General features: G+C 42.0%; 21 protein-coding genes. 13 read left to right on the top strand and 8 right to left on the bottom strand.

What is annotated here, in order from left to right:
* Positions 1 to 26 precede the first annotated feature (26 nt).
* Together menA and holA are read right to left on the bottom strand one after the other, a co-directional pair.
* A complete protein-coding gene (gene menA, locus FHG64_RS16380) occupies positions 27 to 929 on the bottom strand; it encodes a 1,4-dihydroxy-2-naphthoate octaprenyltransferase (RefSeq protein WP_174760407.1) in 903 nt (300 codons plus the stop codon).
* Positions 929 to 1,933: a DNA polymerase III subunit delta gene (holA, locus tag FHG64_RS16375; RefSeq protein ID WP_139067400.1), complete on the bottom strand. Its 1,005-nt coding sequence runs from the start codon at positions 1,931 to 1,933 to the stop codon at positions 929 to 931. Before holA ends, menA begins: the two co-directional genes overlap by 1 nt.
* An 88-nt stretch (positions 1,934 to 2,021) precedes the next feature.
* Here holA and FHG64_RS16370 point away from each other — a divergent pair, with 88 nt between their 5' ends.
* The 3 genes from FHG64_RS16370 to FHG64_RS16360 all read left to right on the top strand — a co-directional run bounded on the left by FHG64_RS16370 (position 2,022) and on the right by FHG64_RS16360 (position 4,452).
* Positions 2,022 to 2,477, top strand: a complete 456-nt coding sequence (locus FHG64_RS16370; protein WP_139067399.1) for a type I restriction enzyme HsdR N-terminal domain-containing protein — start codon at positions 2,022 to 2,024, stop codon at positions 2,475 to 2,477.
* Positions 2,478 to 2,543: 66 nt separating this feature from the next.
* A complete protein-coding gene (locus FHG64_RS16365) occupies positions 2,544 to 3,536 on the top strand; it encodes a glycosyltransferase family 2 protein (RefSeq protein ID WP_139067398.1) in 993 nt (330 codons plus the stop codon).
* 82 nt (positions 3,537 to 3,618) lie between these two features.
* Positions 3,619 to 4,452 carry an OmpA/MotB family protein gene (locus tag FHG64_RS16360; protein ID WP_139067397.1) on the top strand — a complete coding sequence of 278 codons (834 nt, stop codon included), beginning with the start codon at positions 3,619 to 3,621 and terminating at the stop codon, positions 4,450 to 4,452.
* Positions 4,453 to 4,622: 170 nt separating this feature from the next.
* Here the strand turns inward: FHG64_RS16360 and FHG64_RS16355 are convergent, their stop codons facing one another.
* The 3 genes from FHG64_RS16355 to FHG64_RS16345 all read right to left on the bottom strand — a co-directional run bounded on the left by FHG64_RS16355 (position 4,623) and on the right by FHG64_RS16345 (position 7,992).
* Positions 4,623 to 5,243: an L-threonylcarbamoyladenylate synthase gene (locus FHG64_RS16355; protein WP_139067396.1), complete on the bottom strand. Its 621-nt coding sequence runs from the start codon at positions 5,241 to 5,243 to the stop codon at positions 4,623 to 4,625.
* A gap of 66 nt (positions 5,244 to 5,309) precedes the next feature.
* Positions 5,310 to 5,522 carry a hypervirulence associated TUDOR domain-containing protein gene (locus tag FHG64_RS16350; protein ID WP_139067395.1) on the bottom strand — a complete coding sequence of 71 codons (213 nt, stop codon included), beginning with the start codon at positions 5,520 to 5,522 and terminating at the stop codon, positions 5,310 to 5,312.
* Positions 5,523 to 5,664: 142 nt separating this feature from the next.
* Positions 5,665 to 7,992, bottom strand: a complete 2,328-nt coding sequence (locus FHG64_RS16345; RefSeq protein WP_139067394.1) for an ATP-dependent helicase — start codon at positions 7,990 to 7,992, stop codon at positions 5,665 to 5,667.
* A gap of 204 nt (positions 7,993 to 8,196) precedes the next feature.
* On the opposite strand from FHG64_RS16345, the gene FHG64_RS16340 reads away from it, so the two are divergent.
* Together FHG64_RS16340 and FHG64_RS16335 are read left to right on the top strand one after the other, a co-directional pair.
* Entirely contained in the window at positions 8,197 to 9,495 is a 1,299-nt protein-coding gene (locus tag FHG64_RS16340; protein WP_139067393.1) for an amidohydrolase, read from the top strand.
* Between the two features lie 88 nt (positions 9,496 to 9,583).
* Positions 9,584 to 10,105, top strand: a complete 522-nt coding sequence (locus tag FHG64_RS16335) for a DUF7935 family protein (RefSeq protein ID WP_139067392.1) — start codon at positions 9,584 to 9,586, stop codon at positions 10,103 to 10,105.
* Here FHG64_RS16335 and FHG64_RS16330 read toward each other — a convergent pair.
* Positions 10,102 to 11,022, bottom strand: a complete 921-nt coding sequence (locus FHG64_RS16330; RefSeq protein WP_139067391.1) for a patatin-like phospholipase family protein — start codon at positions 11,020 to 11,022, stop codon at positions 10,102 to 10,104. The two genes, FHG64_RS16335 and FHG64_RS16330, sit on opposite strands and share 4 nt — an antisense overlap.
* Positions 11,023 to 11,073: 51 nt before the next feature.
* Positions 11,074 to 13,203: a M1 family metallopeptidase gene (locus FHG64_RS16325; protein ID WP_139067390.1), complete on the bottom strand. Its 2,130-nt coding sequence runs from the start codon at positions 13,201 to 13,203 to the stop codon at positions 11,074 to 11,076.
* A gap of 163 nt (positions 13,204 to 13,366) precedes the next feature.
* On the opposite strand from FHG64_RS16325, the gene recG reads away from it, so the two are divergent.
* The 5 genes from recG (at position 13,367) to pheT (ending at position 20,735) form a co-directional block, all read left to right on the top strand.
* Positions 13,367 to 15,475 (top strand): ATP-dependent DNA helicase RecG, encoded by a 2,109-nt coding sequence (gene recG, locus FHG64_RS16320; RefSeq protein WP_139068001.1) that lies wholly within the window; start codon positions 13,367 to 13,369, stop codon positions 15,473 to 15,475.
* Positions 15,476 to 15,998: 523 nt separating this feature from the next.
* Positions 15,999 to 16,235 carry a hypothetical protein gene (locus FHG64_RS16315; RefSeq protein WP_139067389.1) on the top strand — a complete coding sequence of 79 codons (237 nt, stop codon included), beginning with the start codon at positions 15,999 to 16,001 and terminating at the stop codon, positions 16,233 to 16,235.
* Positions 16,236 to 16,250: 15 nt separating this feature from the next.
* Positions 16,251 to 16,928: a hypothetical protein gene (locus tag FHG64_RS16310; RefSeq protein WP_139067388.1), complete on the top strand. Its 678-nt coding sequence runs from the start codon at positions 16,251 to 16,253 to the stop codon at positions 16,926 to 16,928.
* 323 nt (positions 16,929 to 17,251) lie between these two features.
* Positions 17,252 to 18,013 (top strand): hypothetical protein, encoded by a 762-nt coding sequence (locus tag FHG64_RS19650; RefSeq protein ID WP_246054156.1) that lies wholly within the window; start codon positions 17,252 to 17,254, stop codon positions 18,011 to 18,013.
* Positions 18,014 to 18,308: 295 nt separating this feature from the next.
* The gene (gene pheT / locus FHG64_RS16300; protein WP_139067387.1) at positions 18,309 to 20,735 is read left to right on the top strand and encodes a phenylalanine--tRNA ligase subunit beta; all 2,427 of its coding nucleotides are present in this window, start codon (positions 18,309 to 18,311) and stop codon (positions 20,733 to 20,735) included.
* Between the two features lie 85 nt (positions 20,736 to 20,820).
* Here the strand turns inward: pheT and FHG64_RS16295 are convergent, their stop codons facing one another.
* Positions 20,821 to 21,357 carry a fasciclin domain-containing protein gene (locus FHG64_RS16295; protein ID WP_139067386.1) on the bottom strand — a complete coding sequence of 179 codons (537 nt, stop codon included), beginning with the start codon at positions 21,355 to 21,357 and terminating at the stop codon, positions 20,821 to 20,823.
* A gap of 183 nt (positions 21,358 to 21,540) precedes the next feature.
* On the opposite strand from FHG64_RS16295, the gene FHG64_RS16290 reads away from it, so the two are divergent.
* The 3 genes from FHG64_RS16290 to FHG64_RS16280 all read left to right on the top strand — a co-directional run bounded on the left by FHG64_RS16290 (position 21,541) and on the right by FHG64_RS16280 (position 22,866).
* Complete coding sequence (locus FHG64_RS16290; RefSeq protein WP_139067385.1) at positions 21,541 to 22,266, top strand: hypothetical protein; 726 nt, start codon at positions 21,541 to 21,543, stop codon at positions 22,264 to 22,266.
* A gap of 74 nt (positions 22,267 to 22,340) precedes the next feature.
* Complete coding sequence (locus FHG64_RS16285; RefSeq protein ID WP_139067384.1) at positions 22,341 to 22,607, top strand: putative signal transducing protein; 267 nt, start codon at positions 22,341 to 22,343, stop codon at positions 22,605 to 22,607.
* Positions 22,597 to 22,866 (top strand): hypothetical protein, encoded by a 270-nt coding sequence (locus FHG64_RS16280; protein WP_139067383.1) that lies wholly within the window; start codon positions 22,597 to 22,599, stop codon positions 22,864 to 22,866. Before FHG64_RS16285 ends, FHG64_RS16280 begins: the two co-directional genes overlap by 11 nt.
* The last annotated feature ends 379 nt before the right edge of the window (positions 22,867 to 23,245 follow it).

Genomic DNA, 23,245 nt, shown 5'->3' with positions numbered 1-23,245 from the left:
GTTTGTTAATAATATTTGCCAACAGGCTAGAAGAATAATCCTGCCGCAAACAAAACCGAAAGTAAGAAAGTCGTGAGAGCAAGAATTTTTAGCTCAGGATCCAGCAACATAGGGTTTTCATTTTGCACTACTCTTTTCAAATGTAAAAAAAGCGGAATAAACGCTATTACATATAAGATATCATTCCACTCTGCGGCCGTAAGTACAGAGTATATTACCATAAACAAGACCGCAGCAATAATAAGGGCGTAATGATAATTCTTTGCATTTTCCTCCCCGAGTAGAACCACCAGGGTATTCTTTCCTGCCTTTTGATCACTGGCCCTGTCCCTCATATTATTAAGGTTAAGTACCCCTGCACTTAGAAAACCAATCGCGGCTGCAGGCAGGAACACCTTCCAGTCCAGCTGCATCGCATATAAAAAATAGGATCCAAAAACCGCAACAAGCCCAAAGAAAAGAAAGACAAAAATATCCCCCATTCCTCTGTACCCATACGCATTGTTCCCAACAGTATATTTAATAGCTGCAGCTATAGCACCAAGCCCTAATAAAAAGAAGATGATCGCATATAAAAAATTCTCACCGCCAAAAGCTGTGTAGATAAGTAACAAAGCAAGTATGAGAGTGACCAATGCAGTAATAACGATCCCCTGCTTCATTTCTCTGCGGCTTATTAGTCCGCTTTGCAAGGCCCTGGCTGGTCCAACCCGGTCTTCATTATCTGTACCCTTTACCCCATCTCCATAATCATTGGCAAAATTTGAAAGTATTTGTAATCCAAGGGTGGTACCCAGAGCCAGACTAAAAACCGCAATATTAAAATAACCCTGCTGTGCCGCTATAGTAGTCCCTACTATGATACCAGATATGGATAAAGGGAGTGTCCTTAAACGGGCTGCACTTACCCAGGAGCCTATATTTACCATTAAGCCATAATTTTTACCAGAAGTTCTTTTAAAAGATCTCCCTGTGGAACATTCGCGGCCCCAACGCCTTTACCCTTCACATCGGCTTCCCGTAAATACCCAACAGCATAACTCGCTTTTTTCATTGGATAATTACGCGCGGCAATTACATAATCATTTACGAAATAAGGGTTTACCTTCAGTATTTTTGCAACATTGGCCTTTGATTTATCCCCCAGCCCATGGTATTGCAGTATCTGGGAAAAATATCCATATAACAGGGAGACGGTTACCACCATTGGATTATCCTTTGGGTTCTGGGAAAAATAGTTGACGATTTGGTGAGCCTTCACTACATCCCTTTCACCCAGGGCTTTCCTGAGCTCAAAATTATTGAAATCTTTGGAGATCCCTATATTTTCCTCAATAAGTTCGGGGGTGATGAGGGATCCTTCAGGAACTATGAGTTGCAACTTTTGTAATTCATTATCGATCTTGCCAAGTTCTATTCCCAGGAATTCCACCAGCATTTGGGCCGCTTTGGGAGCTATTTGGTAATTCCGGGATTTTAATGTTTTCTGGATCCAGTCTGGCACCTGGTTTTCATATAACTTCTTCCCTTCAAACATCACCCCTTTTTTGGCAATGAGCTTATAGACCTTTTTGCGCTTATCCAGCTTTTTATATTTATAACAGAACACAAGGGTTGTGGTTTCCTGGGGATTTTCAGCATATTTTTCCAGTTTATCAATGGTCCTGGAAAGATCCTGGGCCTCCTTGATGATAACCACCTGCCGTGGCGCCATCATAGGATATCTTTTAGCATTGCTTATGATCTCATCAATGCTGGTATCCCTCCCATACAGGACCATTTGGTTAAAACCCTTCTCTTCTTCAGCAAGCAGGTTATCCTCAAGATAATCTGCTATTTTATCTATATAATAAGGTTCCTCTCCCATTAAAAAATAAATGGGTTTGATATCTCCTTGTTTTATCGTTTTAACAATTTGCAGTGCTTCTTCCATTGGCAGGTATAAACGGGAAAATGTAGAATTAGGGGTTATATTTTCATTCCCGGCAGCGGGTCAAACTAAAATTGCTAATTTTGACCCCATGCAACAATTGAATTTTCCCAATTATTCATTTCGCTTCAAAAATAGCGAAAATAAAATAGCAGCTTTTGATGAAATAAGGAAAAAGTTTGTAATCCTCACTCCTGAAGAATGGGTGAGGCTTCATACGGTACAATTTTTAAAAAGGGAGAAATCTTATCCCCTTAGCCTCATCAATGTGGAGAAACAATTGAAAATTGGGAAAATGCTTAAGCGTTATGATGTGGTTGTTTTCAACCCTGAGGGGGAAATACATATAATAGTGGAATGCAAGGCACCGGAAGTCCCCATCACCCAGGCCACCTTTGACCAGATCGCACGGTATAACATGCGGTTACGGGCAAATTATCTTTTGGTCACCAACGGCCTCGATCATTTTATATGCCAGATGGACTATGAAAAAGAAAAATACATCTTCCTGCGGGACCTTCCGTCATATACCGGGAAGGCCACATAAGTCTTATCAAATAATTCTCTTTACATTTGGCAGTTCTAGCCTGCTGCAAATTTTTAATTAAAATAGATGACCATAGGTGTAGTTATTTTAAACTGGAATGGCCTTGAACTTTTGAAGCGGTTCCTTCCCGATGTCGTAAAATATTCAGCTGATGCACGGGTGTATGTTGCCGATAATGCCTCCACAGATACGTCAGTCAAATACGTCAAGGAAAACTTTCCTGAAGTGGAGATCATTCAGAATGAAATAAACGGGGGCTACGCAAAGGGATATAATGATGCCCTGGCTAAGGTACCTGAAGATATTTTCATCCTGCTAAACAGTGATGTACAGGTGACACCACACTGGCTGGAGGGGATAAAAGTGGTCTTTCAAAAAGATCCTGCTGTTGCTGTGGTACAGCCCAAGATCCTGGATTATAAAAGACCTGAGTATTTTGAATATGCCGGGGCAGCGGGAGGATTTATTGACAGGTTTGGATATCCCTATTGCCGCGGAAGGATTTTTACGACGCTTGAAAAAGATGAAGGTCAATATGATGATGAAACTGAGATCTTTTGGGCCAGCGGTGCCTGTCTGGCAATTAGGAAAGATCGGTATTATGAAGCCGGGGCCCTGGATGAGAATTACTTTGCGCACCAGGAAGAGATCGATCTTTGCTGGCGGCTGAAGAATTTAGGGTATAAGATAAAATACACCTCTTCATCAATAGTATATCATGTGGGTGGGGCCACTTTAAATTCCATGCACCCACGCAAGACTTTTTATAACTTTAGGAACAGTCTTTACAATTTGGTTAAGAATTTACCCTCCCACCAGCTGGTGTGGACAATTTTTGTGAGAATGATCCTGGATGGAGTGGCTGCAATGATGTTCCTCTTCCAGGGTAAAACCGCCCATTTTACAGCTGTTTTCAAAGCGCACTTAAATTTCTACAAACGGCTGCTGCTGCTGCTGCGGGAGCGAAAAAAAGTTGTAAAAAACACCCGATATTTTTCAAAAAATTCCGTTGTTTGCAGTTACTTTTTAAAGGGAGAAAAAAAATTTTCTCATTTTTAAGTTTATGGCCAAAAACTATGTTATTGGCACTAGATTTGATAACTTTGAGAAGTTCTAACAATTAATTATAATAATACCAATTATGAAGAAAATCATGCTTTTATCGGCTACTGCGGCACTTTTGCTTTCTTCTTGTGTTTCACAAAAGAAATATGCCGAACTGGAAGCCCAACACAGAGAAACCAGAGATCAGCTTAACACTGCTACAGTTAAATTGAATTCTTGTTTGGATGAAAAAGACCGCCTGGGTCAACAAATCAATACCCTAAACAATCAAAATGCCGCTCTATTGAACAATGTAGGTGACCTTGCCACATTGTCTAAGAAAGAAGCTGAGAACCTTGAGCGTTCTTTAGAAAGCATCAAGGAAAAAGACATGAAGATCCAGCGTATGCAGGATGCTATCACCAAGAAGGATTCTGTAACCCTTGCTTTGGTTACAAGTCTTAAAGGTGTGCTTGGTAACATGGCCGATGAGGACATCGAGATCAATGTTGAAAAAGGAGTTGTTTACGTATCTATTTCAGATAAACTTTTATTTGAAAGTGGGCGTTGGAACTTAACCAACCGTGCTAAAGAAGTACTTGGGAAAGTTGCTACTGTAGTAAAGAACAGGCCAAACATCGAGTTTATGGTTGAAGGACACACAGATGACCAGGCAATTAAAACTGCTGTTATCGAAGATAACTGGGATCTAAGTGTGAAGCGTGCTACCTCTGTAGTAAGAACACTTCAAAATGACTTTGGTGTTCCACCAGAAAGAATGACTGCAGCAGGAAGAAGCTACTACATCCCTGTAGCAAGCAATGCTAATGCTGAAGGACGTGCCAAGAACAGAAGAACAAGAATCGTTATTCTTCCAAAGATCGACCAGTTCTATGACCTGATCGAGCAAGGAATGGAAAGCGCTAAATAATTGTAGATTATTCTGCACAAATTAAGCCCCGCAATCGCGGGGCTTTTTTTATACCAAATTTTTTACAGGCTGATCCCTCCCGCTCACTTGTCGTGGAAATACCAGGCTTCACTCCAAAAAAAAATCTGCACGAGGCAGAATTTTTCTTTTTATTCAGCTTTCCAGGGGATCTACATGATCTCAATGCTCCCCTTTCCCTGTCTTATCACCTCAGGGGAGCTTGTAGTAAGATCTATTACCGTAGAAGGGATATTATCTCCATACCCGCCGTCTACAACTATATCTACCAGTTTATCCCATTTCTCCAGGATAAGTTCAGGATCTGTAGTGTACTCGATCACCTCATCCTCATCCCGTATGGAGGTGGAAACAATTGGATTTCCAAGTTCCCTTACAATTGCCTTACAAATATTGTTATTAGGCACCCTTATTCCCACGGTCTTCTTCTTTTTAAAGACATTGGGTAAATTACTGTTACCCGGCAGGATGAAAGTATAAGGCCCCGGCAGCGTGCGCTTAAGGATCTTAAAGGTCTGGGTGTCTATTTGCTTTACATAATCTGAAAGATTGCTCAAATTCTCACATATGAAGGAGAAATTTGCTTTATCGAGTTTCACTCCCTTGATCTGGGCGATCCTTTCCAATGCAGAAGTGTTTGTGATGTCACAGCCCAAACCATACACTGTATCTGTTGGGTAAATTATAAGCCCCCCGTTGCGAAGGACTTCTACCACTTTTTTAATGTCTTTTGGATTGGGGTTTTCTTCGTAGATCCTAATTAATTCAGCCATTCTGAAATATTTTTGGTGTAATGAAAATTACGAATTTTTAAATTATTATTGGCGGGAAAAAGGAACTTAGTCCATTTTTTCGACTTCGCTTTCCAATTTTAGAACCTCATTTCCATTTTCCTGGTGAATAAGAAGGGCTTTGTTTCCCGGCTCCCCTTTCCGGGTAACTTTTGTGCCCTTTATTGTAGTGGAGATCCTTCTGTCAAATACATCCTTTACAGTACCTGTTGCGGTACCTGTACCCCATTTCCATTTTACCTTGCTCCCAGTCCTTATCATATTAATTGAAGATAAGAAAAGCTGGGAAGTTAGGAGGTGCGGGTAACACAACTTTAACGAATGTTAGCCATTGGTCAGGCTAACTGGAAAGCCCCCAGGCGTCATGAATAACAATTGCAGCAATATTGTTCCTCAACCCCGGTTATGACAACAACTTAAGTTTAGCGAACCTTAACAGGAGTTTTTTAATACCACCGTTCTCGAAATCTATTTCAGCCTTTTTATCCTGCCCAACTCCTTCAATGTTGAGCACGGCTCCTTTGCCAAACCTTATGTGCTCCACGCGGTCACCCACATTAAGTTTCACGCCGTCTGTATTCTGAGTTGCCCCGGGAGCAGGAGTTGCAGGCCTTAGCTTACGAAGTTTTCTAAGCTGTTCTTCACTTGGCTTATGTGCCGGTGGCGGGGTTCCTGCCTTTGGCTTGCTTTGGCGAAATTTACTTTTGTCTATTTCATCCCCAAAGATATCTGTATCGATAAGGGGCTTATATTTATAATCGTCCTGCGGGATCATATAGTCAAGAAACTTTGCCTCGATCTCCTCGATAAACCTGCTGGGCTCTGCATCCACAAGTTTACCCCACCTGTACCTGGATTGCGTATAAGTAAGATAGGCCTGCTTCTCTGCCCTGGTAAGGGCTACATAGAACAGCCTTCGTTCTTCCTCCAGCTCTGTCCTGGTATTCATACTCATAGCCGATGGAAAAAGGTCTTCCTCCATCCCCACAATATAAACATAGGGAAATTCCAGTCCCTTGGCCAGGTGTATGGTCATAAGTGCTACCCGGTCATCATCGCCGGTGTCCTTATCCATATCTGTGGCCAGGGCGACATCTTCAAGAAATTCGGTCAAACTCCCTGTAGCATCGGCAAGTTCTTTTTGTCCTTCCACGAAATCCCTTATCCCGTTCAGCAACTCCTCAATATTTTCTATCCTGGCAATACCTTCAGGAGTACCGTCCTTTTTCAGTTCCTGCACAAGACCGGTTTTCTTTGCAACCGTATCGGCAACCGTAAAGGCATCTGCATTCTCATTCAGGATCCTGAAGCTCTTGATCATATTCACAAAGTTGGCCAGCTTGTTCCTGGTACCCGAATTGATCTTAAGATCGAGCTGATCCATATTCTCTATTACCTCAAAGATCGATCTTCCATATTGATTGGCTACAATAGTAAGCTTATCAATTGTGGTAGACCCTATTCCACGGGCGGGATAATTGATAACCCTTTTCAGGGCTTCCTCATCATTTGGATTTACAAGCAGGCGCAAATAGGACAGAACATCCTTGATCTCCTTGCGTTGGTAAAAGGAAAGCCCCCCGTAGATCCTGTAAGGGATCTCTCTTTTCCTAAGGGCATCTTCCATCGCCCGGCTCTGGGCATTGGTCCTGTATAATATTGCAAAATCCCCGTTGTTTAATTGATTCTGCATTCTATTTTCAAAAATGGAACTGGCAACAAACCTGCCTTCCTCCCCATCTGTAAGCAAACGGTTCACCACGATCTTTGGCCCGTCATCATTGGCAGTCCAAACCACCTTCTCCAGCTTGGTCTTATTCTTATCTATAATGGAGTTTGCCGCCTGTACAATATTATTAGTAGAGCGGTAATTTTGCTCCAACCTGTACATTTGCACATTTTCATAATCTTTCTGAAAGTTGAGAATGTTATTGATGTTTGCTCCCCTAAAAGCATAAATACTCTGCGCATCATCCCCTACCACGCAAATATTCTGAAATTTATCTGATAGGGCTTTTACTATAAGATACTGGCTGTGATTTGTATCCTGGTACTCATCCACGAGGATATATCTAAACCTGTTCTGGTATTTATGTAAAACATCTGGGAAACGGTTTAGAAGTTCATTGGTCTTCAGCAAAAGGTCATCAAAGTCCATTGCCCCCGCCTTAAAACAGCGCTCCACATAGTTCTTGTAGATTTCCCCCATCCTGGGTTTCTTGGACATAGCGTCTGCCTCTATCAATTCGGGGTTCTGGAAATATGCCTTGACCGTAATTAGACTATTTTTAAAGGAGGAGATCCTCGAATACACCTGCTTATATTTATAAACATCCTTATCAAGCCCCATTTCCTTGATAATAGCACTTATGAGCCTTTGGGAATCCTGGGTATCATAAATAGTGAAATTTGAAGGATAGCCAAGTTTATCGGCCTCGAAACGCAGCATTTTTGCAAAGATCGAGTGAAAAGTCCCCATCCATAGATTCTTGGCTTCACTGTTACCCACGATCTGGGCGATACGTTTTTTCATCTCCCGCGCTGCCTTATTGGTAAAGGTGAGTGAGAGGATATTAAAAGGATCCACTCCTTTACTCATTAAGTATGCGATCCTGTAGGTAAGCACCCTGGTCTTCCCCGAGCCTGCACCTGCGATCACGATCATCGCACCATCCTTTTGCAGTACCGGCGCCCTTTGGGCGTCATTTAATTCAGCTAAATAAGATTCCAATTCCTTCTTTCTTTTAGGGCGTGAATTTAACCAAAATTAGGTTTAGATGAAAACCCCGTAGAAGGTTACTTTTAAACAAAATCTTTCCTGCTGTGGATATAAGGAGATTTTTTAAATATATTTAGGGCTCAGCTTTTTTAGAGCTGAAGGTTGATCTTCTGAAGAAAATTAGAAGATCAGATTTTTAATAATGATAATTTTAACATGAAGAATAAGATTTTTACCGGTTTGTTTACCTCCCTATTTTTAATTTTTTCTGGTTCTATTGTTGCTCAGCAAATAGACCCTGTGATTGAAGAAGCTGCCAATGACCTTGAAAAACAGGTTATAGAATGGCGAAGGGATTTTCACAAAAATCCTGAGCTTTCAAACCGGGAGTTTGAAACCGCGAAAAAGATCGCTGCCCATCTTGAAAGCCTGGGAATGGAGGTTCAAACGGGAATTGCAAAGACTGGGGTGGTTGGAATACTTAAAGGTGACAATCCCGGTAAAGTGGTAGCCCTGCGGGCAGATATAGATGCCCTGCCGGTAACAGAACGAAATGACCTCCCTTTCAAATCTACTGTAACAACAGAATTTTTGGGAACTCAAACAGGAGTGATGCACGCCTGTGGGCATGATACCCACACGGCTATCCTAATGGGGGTAGCGCAAATCCTGGCAAATAATAAAGATAAGATAAACGGCACGGTCAAATTCATTTTCCAGCCGGCTGAAGAAGGCCCGCCACCGGGAGAAGAAGGAGGAGCATCTGTAATGATCAAGGAGGGTGTCCTGGAAAAGCCCGCTGTAGATGCAATTTTTGGCCTCCATATAAACTCGGCCACCCCCGTTGGCACAATACGTTATAAACCAGAGGGTACGATGGCAGCTGTAGAACGCTTTGTAATTAATGTGGAGGGTAAAGGCACCCATGGCTCTGCTCCCTGGAGCGGGACAGACCCTATTTTGATCTCTGCCAAGATCATAGACGGGCTGCAAACCATCATAAGCCGGGAATCCAAACTGGTGGATGCGGCGGCAGTGATCACTGTTGGTAAAATAAGCAGCGGGGTTCGTTTCAATATAATTCCTGAAACTGCTGAAATGATTGGAACTGTGAGAACCCTGGATCCTGATATGAAGGAATTGATACTTCGCAGAATGAATGAAATGGTCCCTGCAATAGCTGAAGCATTTGGAGGGAAAGCCACCATAGAATTTCAAAATAACACAGCTATTACTTATAACGATCCCGAGCTAACGGCTAAGATGTTACCTACCCTGCAAAAAGTAGCCGGCAAGGACAAAGTTGAATTGCAAAAAGCCACCACAGGTGGAGAGGATTTCTCCTTCTTCCAGGAAAAGATCCCCGGATTGTACTTTTTCCTTGGAGGACAACCCCTGGATTCCTCAGATCCTGCACCTCATCACACTCCCGATTTCTTTATTGATGAAAGTGGACTTAATTTAGGAGTAAAAGTAATGTCACAACTCGCCCTTGATTATTTAAACATGGATTGATTACTTTTGTAAGCCTCAAATTCCAGGGCCACTGTTAATATATGGGGAATGGAATGCAGGCAAATAACAAAAATAAGTCTTGGCTTTTATGACAAACGAAAGTTTCCTACAACTGTTCTTTTACCTTTTACCTGCTGTAATTGTTGGGCTGGTTTCCTACTATTTTTTTAAAATGCACATCGCCAATGAAGATAAACGAAGAAGGTTCTTAATAAGGCAGGAGAACCAAAAGACGGCCCTCCCACTTAAATTACAGGCTTACGAACGAATGGCATTATTCCTCGAACGAATTTCACTCGGGAAATTGCTGTTAAGGATAAAACCCGATTCTCATAGCAAGGAAAGCTATGAATCCCTGCTTACACAAACCATAGATATGGAATTTGAGCACAACCTGGCACAACAAATATATCTATCTGGCGAATGCTGGAATGTGATCAAGACTGCGAAAAATGCCACCATAGGAATGATTCGCAAAGCAGGAAAAAAAGAGGAAGTGGAATCGGCAGAAAAATTGAGAGAGATTTTGCTTACCAATTTAATGGACCAGGCTGCACCTACAGATGCCGCACTGGATTTCATTAAAAAAGAAGTACGAAATACGATCTAGAAGAAACTGCGCCAGAACCTTTTGGATTCTTTATTTTCCAGGTCTTTCTCTTTAGCATATTCAAACCCCTGTTGCCACCAGGATTTCATCGCTTCTTTATTAAAAACCAGGGAATTCTCTGTGAGCTGTACCGGGGTATAATAGGTGGTAAGTTTTACTTTTTTATTTAGGGCCGCCAGTTTCCCTTCCACAACGTCGTGATACTCTACCTGGTCCAGCAAAAACCCGAACAGGTTGATCATAAGTGAAAAAGGATTTTTTCCCAATACCTTGTGGTATTCCATATTCTCCGCCTCAAGGATGATGGCATCCACCTCCTTTGCACCGCGTTTTATGGCTTCCCTTATCGGCACCACGCATCCCAGCCCACCATCTGCATACTCATACCCATTCTTGGTAGCCAGGCTCATAAACGGGATATAATTACAGCTTATCCAAATCCAGTCACAAAAATCCTCATAATCAAAATCCTGGATAGACTTGTATTCCACCCTATTCTTAGAGAGGTTTGATACAGTGACCACCACATCCTTAGTCTTCTCTTTTATTGAGTCAAAATTCTCAGGAGAAAAATGCTTTTTGATCTCCCTGTGCAGATTCTTACTTTCCCCAAAAGTTCTCTTTTGCTTTAAAAATTGCCAGAGAGTATTAAAATAATTGATGGTAACATACTCCCGGCCATCCTTTTTCTTTACAATAAAAGGATTTACATTGAAGATCTTTCGCTGGGTAACATTGGTATAGATATCATATACCTTATCAATATTTCCATCGGCCAGGTGCGGGATCAAAAGACTTCCTGTAGAAGTGCCCAGGTAGATATCGTACTTTTTTCCCTTTTCCTCAATAAGGTATTGGGCAACGCCACCTGCAAAAGCCCCCTTACTTCCCCCTCCTGATATTACCAATGCTCGCATTCCTGCTTATTTTTTATTCAAATTGAGCAATTACCTCTCCAAAATCCTGAGCTAATTGACCTGTCTTGAAGATTTCATCCTGCTGTTCAAAAACTCCTTGTTTTCTACCGTGAGACCTTCACTTAAATCTACGTATTTCTCCCGATACTTCTCATCCTGCAACAAGGTTTCCAGCAGTTTTCTCGAAAAATCCCTGAACCTGGTATTATGGTGCTGGCCTGCCTGCAAAAGATCTTTAAGGTTTTGGTCTGTAAACGCATTTATCTGGTACAAGTATCCAAAGGCGTTTTGCCTTACACCAAAAGGATAATAGCTGCGGGTGTATGAAGAAAGCTTTTCAAAATTTTGCGAGGTCATCTCCGGGTCCACCTGCGGCGTAACCAGATTGATCACAAGCCAAAGCATTTCTACATTCTTATTGGAGAATCCTTCAATACCCCTGGTTGCTTCCAGCCACCTGCCGGCTTCTTCGGGAAAGGAAAGCCACAGGTTTAGCAGGGCGTTTTCAATTGTGATATAGGACTTGTCTTTAAGAAGACTAATAAATTCAGTCTTAAGTTCTGTGGGGACCAATTCCATGCTCACCGCAATTGCTTGTCTCACGTAAAGGTTTCCGCTTTGGAAGGCCTTTCGGTACAATTTTATAGCTTCGGCATCTGTTATTCCCTGTAGTTGATACACCACCTCCTGTCCAGTATAATCATTGACAGGGAAATCCAAAGCCCGGCTCAAAATATCTTTCTTGGATTCAAAGGGCACCTGTCTCAATGCTGCGATCTCCATATACTCTCTAATGAAATTAGATCTTTTAAGGGATTCAAGGGCAGCAGTACCCTGGAATGCCGATTGTTGCAACCAGTCACTTTCAAATTCTTCCAGGTTCTTTCCCGAGGCTGTACGGGCTTCTGCAAGAAAGTCCTCTGTAGTGGCGGTGGAATAGGAATACTTCTTCAGGAATTGGGTTACGGCCGATTTAAAAGCCGCTGCGCCTATCTCTTCCCGCAAAATGTGCAAAGCCCATGCGCCCTTTTGATAGTAGGTGATAGAGCTTCCCCGAGAAGAAACCAGGGGCTCCCCCTTACCCTCGTCACTAAGGCTCTTCAACTCCTCTGCACTCTGGAACAATTTCCAGTAATAATAGTCTTCTCCAAAGATCTCTTTTTCAGCTAAAAGGGCGAAGTAGGTAGCAAAACCCTCCTGCAGCCAGTGATGCTCATTGGTTGCAGCGGTTACAAAATTTCCGAACCACTGGTGGGCAAGTTCATGGGCATTGACATTTACATAATTCTGGTCATTGAAGGCAATTTCATCGACTACAAATGCATCAGAAAAAATGGTGGCACCTGTATTTTCCATACCTGAGTAAAGAAAATCCTGTACCGGCACCTGTCTGTAATTTTTCCAGGGGTATGCTGTTCCGGTTTCGGTTTCATAAAAATTAAAAATCTCAGCTGAGTGTCTGTAGGTTGATTCCACTTTTTCCCTGTCACTCTCCATGAAGTAATTGATGATCTCCACTCCAGAGGAACTGTTAATTACTTCTTTTTCATATTTCCCCGCAGCTATGGCAAGAAGGTAACTGCTCATGGGCTTTTTCATCTCATAATCCCACTGCTCCAAAGTATCATTAATGATCCTTTTTCCCAGAAACTCCCCATTGGAGATCACCTCGAAACCTTTTTTAAAATTTATCTTAAGCGCAAACACGGCTTTTTCTGCAGGATCATCAAAGCTTGGCAGCCAGTGGGAGGTATACCTGCCCTGTCCCTGGGTCCACACCTGTTGGTGAACATTTATGTTCTCCTCGAGGTTCCAGTTTATAAAATACAGAGCCTGTTTAGGCCGGGTGTTGTAGTGGAGTAGAATTTTGTTTTCTTCTGAAGGTTTAAAGCTGTTCCTTATCCATAAGCGGGAGCCATCATAGGTATAGTCAATTTCATTTCCGTTTAACTTGAGAAGTGTAAAATCAATATTCCGGGCGTCTATGTAAAGGGAATCCGTATCCTTTAGAATATTAAAGGTATATGTCGCAATCCCGTTTACCTCCCCCTTTTCCGGGTAAATGGAAACTTCTGCCGCTACACGCGTGAAATCAACATATTCAATTTGATTGATCTTATTGTCCCGCGCAAGCCCGGCAATAAAAATCAGGAGAAAAGAAAAGCTAAAAATGGATCTCATTAATTATCCTTAATATCCCGCAAATTACAAAAACATGCTTATAACCATCCTGATAATGATCATTAACAATGAAATTTAATATCGGGGAAGATTTGGAAAAAGCATAATGGTGAATTTCAAAATTGAAGATCATAATATAAAGCTTTTTAATATCTTCGGGCCTATGAATGCACACAACCTGCTGCAAACCCCCATTGATTATTTGAAAGGGGTGGGTCCAAATCGCGCCGATTTACTTCGGAAAGAGTTGGGCATTCACACCTACCAGGACCTCATCCACCTTTTTCCTAATCGCTACCTGGACAAAACCCGGTATTACAAGTTGAAGGACCTTCAGCAAAACTCGGCTGAAGTGCAGATCATAGGTAAAATAGTGCACCTCAAAACCGTGGAACAAAAACGTGGCAAACGTCTGGTAGCCGACTTTATTGATGAAACAGGGAAAATGGAGCTGGTTTGGTTCAGGGGACAAAAATGGGTACGGGAAAGCATCAGGCTTAACACTCCTTATGTGATCTTTGGAAAAGTAAACTGGTTCAACGGCAGCTTTAGTATGCCCCATCCTGAAATGGAATTGCTGGAAGAACATGAAAAAAGCCTGCGAACGGCCATGCAACCCATTTATCCCTCTACAGATAAATTATCAAAAGCAGGAATTACCAACAGGGTCATCAATAAATTAATGCAGCAACTTTTTATTGAGACCGGTGGAAAATTCTATGACACCTTAAGCGAGGAGATCAAAGCTGAATTAAAATTGATCTCCCGGGCAAAAGCACTTTTTAATATACATTTTCCTGAAAGTGCAGAGCTACTTTCCAGGGCACAATTCAGGTTAAAATTTGAAGAATTATATTACATCCAACTGCAGCTTCTTGTAAAAAATATGCTTCAGAAAAAGCGTATCAAAGGTTTCATTTTTGAACAAATAGGAAACAACTTTTCTGAATTCTATAAAGAGCATTTACCCTTCAATTTAACAGGGGCACAAAAGAGGGTAATAAAGGAAATAAGGAGCGATCTTGGCAGCGGGGCACAAATGAACCGGCTGTTACAGGGTGATGTAGGCTCTGGGAAGACCATTGTGGCGCTCATGTCAATGCTCATCGCACTTGACAACGGTTTCCAGGCCTGTTTAATGGCCCCTACTGAAATTTTGTCAGTCCAGCATTACCAGGGGCTTGTTGAATTATGTAAAGAATTAGAACTCAGTATTTTTATACTTACCGGTTCAACTAAAACTTCAAAGAGAAGGGAAATTCATGAAAAACTTGAAAATGGAGAAATTGACATCCTAATTGGCACCCATGCTTTACTTGAGGACAAGGTAAAATTTAAAAATTTGGGGCTTGCAATTATAGATGAGCAGCATAGATTTGGAGTTGCACAAAGGGCAAAATTATGGAAAAAAAATGTCCTGCCACCTCACATTTTAGTGATGACCGCCACCCCTATTCCGCGAACTTTGGCGATGAGTTTATATGGCGATCTGGATGTCTCCGTCATTGATGAATTACCACCCGGCAGGCAGGAAATAAAAACCGTACACAGGTATGATAGCAACAGATTAAAAGTCTTCAAATTTTTACGGGATGAGATCGCCAAGGGAAGACAGGTTTATATTGTTTATCCCCTCATCCAGGAATCGGCAACCATGGATTATAAAGATCTCATGGATGGCTATGAGAGTGTGGTGAGGGAATTTCCAATGCCCGATTTCCAGATATCCATAGTTCACGGGCAGATGAAACCGGCGGACAAGGATTATGAAATGGAGCGGTTTGTTAAGGGGGAAACTCAAATTATGGTAGCCACCACCGTTATAGAAGTGGGCGTGAATGTTCCCAATGCCAGTGTAATGATCATTGAGAGCGCAGAGCGGTTTGGGCTTTCCCAGCTGCACCAGTTGCGCGGCCGGGTTGGCCGGGGTGCAGAGCAAAGTTATTGTATTTTGATGACCGGCCACAAACTATCTGAGGATGCAAAAACCAGGCTTCAAACCATGGTGGGAACCAGTGACGGTTTTGAGATCGCCGAGGTAGATTTAAAACTGCGCGGCCCAGGGGACCTTATGGGTACCCAACAAAGTGGAGTGCTGAATTTAAAAATAGCCGATATTGTGAAGGACAGCCAGATCCTTCAGAGCGCCAGGTACTACGCAAAACAAACCTTAACTAAAGACCCGGAGCTTAAAGCCCCTGAAAATAAAATGATAAACTTTACATTCCTACAATTAAGGACTAATAAAAATATCTGGAATTACATAAGTTAGGTATTTCAACGAATTATCGAAAACTTTATCGAATAACTGATAATCAACCTCTTAAGTTATTCCTAAAAGAATTAGTTTTAGAGTAATCCAATGATCTTCTAAAATAAAGAGGAGGAAAGTTTACCTGGGGAGTAAACTTTGTTTCTCATTTGGTACCGAAGTATTTTTAGGATAAATTTTTTGAATGGGTTAAAAAAGGGCTACGGCCCTTTTTTCTATTCCAGGTATTGCAAGATCATTTTCTAAGGTTTAAACCGGAATGTAAAATATAGGGGATTTCCCGTATTTTTCCCGTTCACCCTATTCTTTTTCCCTCCTACCGATAAATTGCTATAAAAATTCCTACAAATAAGAGTAGAATTGTAAGTTTTGTCACAAAAGTCGCTTACATTTTCAAAACAGGAGGACCTCCTCCCTGCATTTCAACGTTTATTAATTTATTCTTAACGACTTTCCTCATTATCAAAAGTTTACAGGAAATTTTTGACATAAATTTATGTTTGAATTATAAAATTTAACCATTATGAAAAAATTGATCTTTTTAGCTTTTGTTCTTGCAGGAATAACTTCCTGTACAGTCGACAATGAAGGCCTTGAGCCTATGGATGGTATTATGGAGGTAAACCTCTCATTTGAGGATGATCCCTGTGGCGAGACCACCTCTCATCCCTTTGGGGACCTGGGGAATGTGTATGTGTTTAATGACCGGGACAACCTAATCGTCCGCTTTATGAGCCACGACCCTGAGGGACTTATCTAGGCAAGGGTTGAAATCGTGGACAACTTTGAAGATTTCCCGGCCAATGGTGGTGGCCAATTGCCACCGGGGCAATTAGGGGAGGTCATTAAAGTTGGAGGTGACTGGTTTGCACAATTCACATTTCCGCTTTCAGATTTTGCCGACTTTGATGATAACTGTCTTTACATTGCACCCTGGGCTATTTTTAAAGGGAATGGTGGAGAACATTGGGCAGGAGACATGACTGCAGGAAATGAAAACCATCCCTGGCGCTATTTTACTTTCTGCATTCAGGAATGTGAACCTCTTGTAGAGGAGCCTGTAGAAATTTGCGAATCGGCTTATATGTACAGCGATGATGACAGTACTTTAAACTCTGTGTATCCAAGACCCGCAAACTGGGGTTGGTATTTGGAGTACGATGTTAACACTGCTCAGGAATCCTATCCTCTTTACGCAGGAGCAGGACAAAATGAGATCTCAAAAGGCACTCACGTTGGAAATGTAATTATTCATTATAATCCTGACTACAGCGTGTACGCAGAGATTGTGATGCTTGGTGACTATGAACTTAGAGGGCAGCACACCTTTGTTGGAGATGCACTTCCAACCGGAAAAAGACCCGGACCAGGCCAATATACTAACAGCGGTGATATGAATGAAGACGGGAAGGTAGTAATTATTGTTCACGCAGATGTTTGTTGGGAAGAATAATAGCTAAGATTTTTTCAAGAATTAAAAAGGGCTCCGGCCCTTTTTTTTTGACCATTTTTTATTTCTGAAGTTCAATTTTTGTCTCAGCTCCACCCCTCCCTTTTTTTACCTTTCATCGATGCCTCTATCCTACAGAAATTCTTAAGAAAAAATTAAATTCTTACAGCTTTTGGAATTGCTGAAAATCAATGCAATGGGTAAAAACACCTATTTTAAGTATTTGGTCGATTAATTCTAAATTCTTAACGAGTATTTACGAATTTGACAACCAGCACCTTAAAAATTAATTAATTTTCCACTCTATTTATGTAAAACCAATCGATATGAAAAAACTTATTTATTTAACCTTCCTTGCAATAGGAATGACAGGATGTAGTGTAGAGTCTTTAGATTCCACAGACAATTTAGTAACGGCTGATATGAGGGCCGGTGTTAAATCTAATGTTGTAGAATCTTTTAATGTTCCAGAACTAATTTGTGCTGGAGAAGAGGCCACGTTTAGCATCACAGCTGCCATTAAAACCAATTTACAAGTTCAAGAGTATTATCCTGCTACAGAGGAGTGGGTACAAATATTTCAGGCTGGCCAGTCCGCAAGTGAAAATGAATCCTTTACTAGAACGTGGAATGAGCCCGGATCATATCTGCTGAAATATAAGATAGGGGGTGGCGGATTTACCGAGATATGGATTGAGGTTGAAAATTGCCAACAAACTTGTACATATGGGATGGGGTACTGGAGAAACCACGGCCCTAATAGTCCTGGTGGACAAGAAAATATGTATCCAGTAGGCTCCTTAGAAATAGCTGGCACATCATATTCCCAAGTAGAGCTAGAAGAAATATTAAAAGCAAGCGGAAATGTTGGACGGCTTGCTTTAATGAAAAAGCATCTAATTGCCGTTCTTTTAAATATTGCAAACGGAGTGGATGGAACAAGTATACTTTCTACTATTGAAGATGCTGAAAATGCAATTTCAGAAAACATTAGTGATAACAATCAGATTAATGCTATTAAAGATCTATTAGAGTCATTCAATAAGGAAAATGCCTGTGAGGATGATGAGGAATACGAAGAGGAATAACAAAAAACTCTTTAGTCAAATTATTTAGAAGGGCCCTCGGGCCCTTTTTTTATTCTCCTGCTCCAAATGATCTTTAGCTAAAAACCAATGAGAGGAGCTCAGGAGAGGCATCTTTGATTCTCGAACATTTCCGCGCAACCCGCATAAATCCGCGTAATCAATCCGCAACAAACCAACTACCCCTCCCCCTTCCATCTCTCCATTCACAAACACACCAACATCCGCCCTAAATTCAATTTTCAATTATGCCAAAACCATTAGTAATACTATCTTTGCTCCCTGAAAAATTCATTTGATGAAAATCTCTTACAACTGGCTTAAGCAATTCATAAAACTTCCTAATAATCCGGAGGAGACCGGACATTTACTTACAGATCTTGGCCTGGAAGTGGAAGGTATTCAAAAATTCCAAAGCATAAAGGGAGGCCTGGAAGGTATAGTGACCGGACACGTTTTGTCTTGTGGTCCGCATCCAAATGCTGACAGGTTACAGCTTTGTAAAATAGATACCGGGAACGGGGAATTACTTCAAATTGTCTGTGGGGCACCAAATATAGCCGAAGGCCAGAAAGTGCCGGTGGCAACTATAGGAACCACCCTTTATGATGATAAGGGAGAGCCATGGGAGATCAAAAAAGGGAAAATTCGCGGGGAAGCCAGCGAGGGAATGGTTTGCAGTGAAAGCGAACTTGGACTGGGAACCAGCCACGACGGCATTATGGTGCTGCAGGATGACCTGCAACCCGGGATGCCGGTAGCCGGGATCTTTGAGATCGAGAATGATCACGTATTTGAAATTGGCCTTACCCCAAACCGTGCCGATGCTATGAGCCACTGGGGAGTTGCCCGCGACCTGAAAGCAGGATACCAGCAGCAGGACCTCAGCCTGGAACTAATAACCCCTTCTGTAAGCAGTTTTCATGTTGACAGCAGGAGCTTCAGGATCCCGGTGCACGTGGATGATTCATCCCTGGCGCCAAGATACTGCGGACTCACAATTTCGGGTATCACTGTAAAAGAGTCTCCTAAGTGGCTTCAGAATAGATTGAAAGCAATTGGGATCAATCCCAAGAACAATATTGTAGATATTTCCAATTACGTCATGCACGAGCTGGGGCAGCCGCTTCATTTCTTTGATGCCGATAAGATCGCCGGTAACGAGATACACGTGAAGACCCTTCCCGCAGGTACAAAATTCACCACGCTGGATGAAGTGGAAAGGGAACTGCACGAGGAGGACCTTATGATTTGTGATACAGAGAAACCTCTTGCCCTTGCAGGGATATTTGGAGGACTTGGTAGCGGGGTGACTGAGAATACCACCAGGATCTTCCTTGAAAGCGCCTACTTTAATCCTGTAAGCGTTCGTAAGAGCGCTAAAAGACATGGTTTGAGTACAGATGCTTCTTTTAGGTTTGAGCGAGGGGTAGACCCTAATATAACTGAATATGCAATAAAGAGGGCTGCCCTTCTTATTAAGGAAATGGCCGGGGGAGAGATCACCAGTGATATTGATGACCTGTACTTCAGGAAGATCGAGGACTTCCAGGTGTTCCTAACTTTTGAAAAAGTGAATAAGCTAATAGGGCAGAACCTGGCCGAGGAGACTATAAAGTCTATTCTGGCTTCCCTGGAAATTAGAGTGAATAATGTTACCGAAACCGGAATGGGACTTACCATTCCCTCCTACCGCGTAGATGTACAGCGCGAGGCCGATGTGATCGAGGAGATCCTTAGGGTGTATGGCTATAATAATATAGAATTTGGCACCAAGTTCAATGCTTCGGTTTCCAACTCTACCAAATTTGAAGATTATAAGCTGCAGAATATCATTTCCAACCAGCTGGTTGGACAGGGGTTTTATGAAACCATGGCAAATTCCCTTACTTCCCCCGCTTATACTAAATTAAGCGAGCAGGTAAAGGAGGAGTATAATGTGGATATTCTTAACCCATTGAGCCAGGACCTTTCAGTAATGAGGCAATCCTTACTTTTTTCAGGCCTGGAGGCGGTGAGCTATAACCTTAACAGGAAGCAGGAAAATCTGAAATTTTTCGAATTTGGAAAAACCTATCATAACTTCCCGGGCAGCAGGGAAGAAAGTAAGCATTTAAGCATCTTTGTTTCGGGGGGCCGCCACCGTGAAAGCTGGAATTCCCCCGCTTCTACCGGAAACTTTTTCTTCCTTAAGGCAATCCTTCAGCAGCTATTCGAAAGACTGGGAATAACGAAACCCGGGTTTGGAGAAGTGAAATCTGATATATTTTCAGAAGGGCTTAGCATTAATTTCGGAAAAAAGAAACTGGCAGAGTTTGGGGTGGTGAAGAAAGCCGTGCTGAAACATTTTGACATAGGACAGGAAGTGTTGTACGCCGATCTTAACTGGGACCTGGTGCTGGAAACCGCAAAAGCACAGAAGATCAAATTCACTGCCATTCCAAAATTCCCGGTTGTAAGAAGGGATTTTGCCCTGCTTTTGGATAATGATATTAAATACCATCAAATAGAAGAAATAGCCCTGCAAACCGAAAAGAAATTGCTTAAAGAAGTAGACCTCTTTGATGTATACGAGGGGAAAAATCTTCCGGAAGGCAAAAAGAGCTACGCAGTTAGCTTTATGTTCCAGGATGAGCACAAGACCTTAACCGATAATCAGGTAGATAAGGTGATGAAGAAGTTGCAGCAACGTTTTGAAAAGGAACTACAGGCTGAACTAAGGTAAACCTTCCCTTCCCATATAAAATCAAAAAAAGGCATTTTCAATTAAGAAAGTGCCTTTTTTCTTCAGTAAAAAACCTAAACAATAATTAATTACCTGGCAATAAAACTGTATCCAGTACATGGATCACTCCGTTAGACTGGTTTAGGTCTGCAGCTGTTACTGTTGCAACATTTCCTGCGGCGTCCTTGATCTTAACATTGTTTCCATCCATCATAGCAGTAATAGAACCTCCATTCACTGTTTCCAGTGTAGCCGTTCCGTTACCTTTTTTAATGGCTGCCACCACATCCCCGGCCTTTAGGTCACCGGCAACAACGTGATAGGTCAAAATATCCTGTAGCATTTTCTTATTCTCCGGCTTCAAAAGGGTTTCGACCGTTCCTGCAGGCAATTTTTCAAAAGCCGCATTGGTAGGTGCAAATACTGTAAAAGGCCCTTCGCTTTGCAAGGTCCCGGCAAGATCTGCAGCTTTTACTGCTGCTACCAGCGTGGTGTGGTCTGCAGAGCCTGAAGCTGTCTCAACAATATTCTTGTTGGCCTTCATGCTCTGTGCGTAAAGATTGCCACTCGTAGAAAGCGCAGCGGCCATCATTACGATTGTAAATAGTTTAAAAATTTTCATAGCTTATTTTTTTTTGTTAGTTCAAAGTAAAAGAGACATCGTTTGGACGCTTCTTAATTAATAGAGAATTGGCACTACTTTAACAGCTGTTTCAAAACTCAAAATTTAAATTACAGCTACTATTGGAATTGACCCTTTGTTTCTTCAGTATCAATTCTTTAAATTAGTAGTTTTCCAAGTTTGATGATGATGAAATTGCGGCCCACCCATATACCCGATAAGATCCTGGAAGCACGCAGGAAGAGAATCCCTGAGGAAGTTTTACTTGCACAGGTAAGGGAGATCTTTGAAAAACAAGCCGGGCTGGATATGGAAATTACCAACAGGCTTCAGGATGGTGACGGGAATGATTCCAATGATTTCGATCTTGATAAGCTGGAGAGCCACAGGATCTTCCATCTTAGTGATATTGAAAAGACCTGCATTGAATACCGGCTGCGCTTCCTTAATTCGGCCTATTTTAAAGCCAAGATGCCCTATGAGGCCATAAGCAGGATCAAGGAACTGGAAAAGCAACATCACACCACCTTAAGGGGTTTTCGCATCATGGCTCCGGCAACTCTTTTTAAATTGGAGAATGCCGATGATCCTTTGCTCTTTGCTCCTATTGGTAATGATTACTATTATTTGATACACTCCTGGGGCAAGGACCTGCATCCCTTCAGGAAACTTCTTATGTGGCCCTTCAGGCAACTGGAGAATTTTATGTTCTTCCTGCTGCTCTTAAGTTTATTCTTAACCTTCCTGGTGCCACAGGGAATGTTCAGCCCACAGCAAACCACAACTGAATTTTTTATCATTTTCTTTTTTATGTTCAAATGGGTTACCGCCCTGGCGATCTTCTATGGCTTCAAATTCGGAAAGAATTTTAGTTCAGCCATTTGGCAAAGCAAATACTATAACGCCTAGAACGTTAAACTCTTTTTAAAAGCCTGCTCCTTATCATTGTGAATATGTACCTTAGTTTAACAACTATACTAACTATGAGTACAGAAGAAAATTATAAACGCGTATATACAGGATCTGAACCCAATGTCCAATATCTCCAGGAGATCTTTGACAAAGCGGGGATCTCCTCCCGTGTAAGGAATGATTTTGATTCCGGCCTCAGAGCCGGTTTTGGCGGCGGCATGAGAGGACAGGTATTGCTTTTTGTTATCAACTCCCATTATGACGAGGCCTTGAAAATCGCTCAATCCACCTTTCCTGATGATTACCAGGAGGCAGAAGATTTTGAAGATGGAGCATAAGGAGAACACTCCGGAAAACCGGCCGGATGAAAGAAGTAACCGAACCACCTCCCCGCGGGAAGAGAGAAGACCTGCAGGGCGCAACAACATCTGGAACCTGATATTGGGGATCATCTTCCTGGGATATGGTAGTTATCGCCTCTATTACCTTTCCGCCTCCCCGGAAAGTGAGACCTTTAGTTACATCCTGGCTGTTGCCTTTGTGATCTTCGGGATTTATGATCTTTGGAAGTATTATAAGGGGGTGCAGAGGGTGTAGGGAAGCGGTTGGCGGTTGTCGGTTGGCGGTTGTCGGTTTGAAAAAAGTTGTAGGTTGTAGGTTGTAAGTTGTAGGTTGTAGGTTGTAAGTTGTAAGTTGTAGGTTGTAGGTTGTAGGTTGTAGGTTGTAGGTTGTAGGTTGAAAAGAGTGGAGAGTGGAGAGTGGAGAGTGGAAAGTGGAGAGTCTGGACGTGGGAAAGGTTGTAGGTTGTAGGTTTTAGGTTTCAGGTTGAAAAGAGTGGAGAGTGGAAAATCTGGACGCGTAACTGATTGCAACGGAAAACTTTTAACACTGAACGGAAAACAGAAATCAGAAAACGGAAAACAGTAAACGGAAAACAACAAACCCGGGACTATAAAACCAAAAAGGAAGAGCAATG

Origin of the sequence: Antarcticibacterium flavum (assembly GCF_006159205.1) — a bacterium.
GTDB classification, from domain to species: Bacteria; Bacteroidota; Bacteroidia; order Flavobacteriales; family Flavobacteriaceae; genus Gillisia; species Gillisia flava.
This window is presented reverse-complemented; position numbering and strand designations above follow the sequence as displayed.

Bases quoted from the DNA above. Each gene is read 5' to 3' on its own strand.
- menA (WP_174760407.1), bottom strand. From the start codon at position 929: ATGGTAAATATAGGCTCCTGGGTAAGTGCAGCCCGTTTAAGGACACTC.
- holA (WP_139067400.1), bottom strand. From the start codon at position 1,933: ATGGAAGAAGCACTGCAAATTGTTAAAACGATAAAACAAGGAGATATC.
- FHG64_RS16370 (WP_139067399.1), top strand. From the start codon at position 2,022: ATGCAACAATTGAATTTTCCCAATTATTCATTTCGCTTCAAAAATAGC.
- FHG64_RS16365 (WP_139067398.1), top strand. From the start codon at position 2,544: ATGACCATAGGTGTAGTTATTTTAAACTGGAATGGCCTTGAACTTTTG.
- FHG64_RS16360 (WP_139067397.1), top strand. From the start codon at position 3,619: ATGAAGAAAATCATGCTTTTATCGGCTACTGCGGCACTTTTGCTTTCT.
- FHG64_RS16355 (WP_139067396.1), bottom strand. From the start codon at position 5,243: ATGGCTGAATTAATTAGGATCTACGAAGAAAACCCCAATCCAAAAGAC.
- FHG64_RS16350 (WP_139067395.1), bottom strand. From the start codon at position 5,522: ATGATAAGGACTGGGAGCAAGGTAAAATGGAAATGGGGTACAGGTACC.
- FHG64_RS16340 (WP_139067393.1), top strand. From the start codon at position 8,197: ATGAAGAATAAGATTTTTACCGGTTTGTTTACCTCCCTATTTTTAATT.
- FHG64_RS16335 (WP_139067392.1), top strand. From the start codon at position 9,584: ATGACAAACGAAAGTTTCCTACAACTGTTCTTTTACCTTTTACCTGCT.
- FHG64_RS16330 (WP_139067391.1), bottom strand. From the start codon at position 11,022: ATGCGAGCATTGGTAATATCAGGAGGGGGAAGTAAGGGGGCTTTTGCA.
- FHG64_RS16325 (WP_139067390.1), bottom strand. From the start codon at position 13,203: ATGAGATCCATTTTTAGCTTTTCTTTTCTCCTGATTTTTATTGCCGGG.
- recG (WP_139068001.1), top strand. From the start codon at position 13,367: ATGAATGCACACAACCTGCTGCAAACCCCCATTGATTATTTGAAAGGG.
- FHG64_RS16315 (WP_139067389.1), top strand. From the start codon at position 15,999: ATGAAAAAATTGATCTTTTTAGCTTTTGTTCTTGCAGGAATAACTTCC.
- FHG64_RS19650 (WP_246054156.1), top strand. From the start codon at position 17,252: ATGAAAAAACTTATTTATTTAACCTTCCTTGCAATAGGAATGACAGGA.
- pheT (WP_139067387.1), top strand. From the start codon at position 18,309: ATGAAAATCTCTTACAACTGGCTTAAGCAATTCATAAAACTTCCTAAT.
- FHG64_RS16295 (WP_139067386.1), bottom strand. From the start codon at position 21,357: ATGAAAATTTTTAAACTATTTACAATCGTAATGATGGCCGCTGCGCTT.
- FHG64_RS16290 (WP_139067385.1), top strand. From the start codon at position 21,541: ATGATGATGAAATTGCGGCCCACCCATATACCCGATAAGATCCTGGAA.
- FHG64_RS16285 (WP_139067384.1), top strand. From the start codon at position 22,341: ATGAGTACAGAAGAAAATTATAAACGCGTATATACAGGATCTGAACCC.
- FHG64_RS16280 (WP_139067383.1), top strand. From the start codon at position 22,597: ATGGAGCATAAGGAGAACACTCCGGAAAACCGGCCGGATGAAAGAAGT.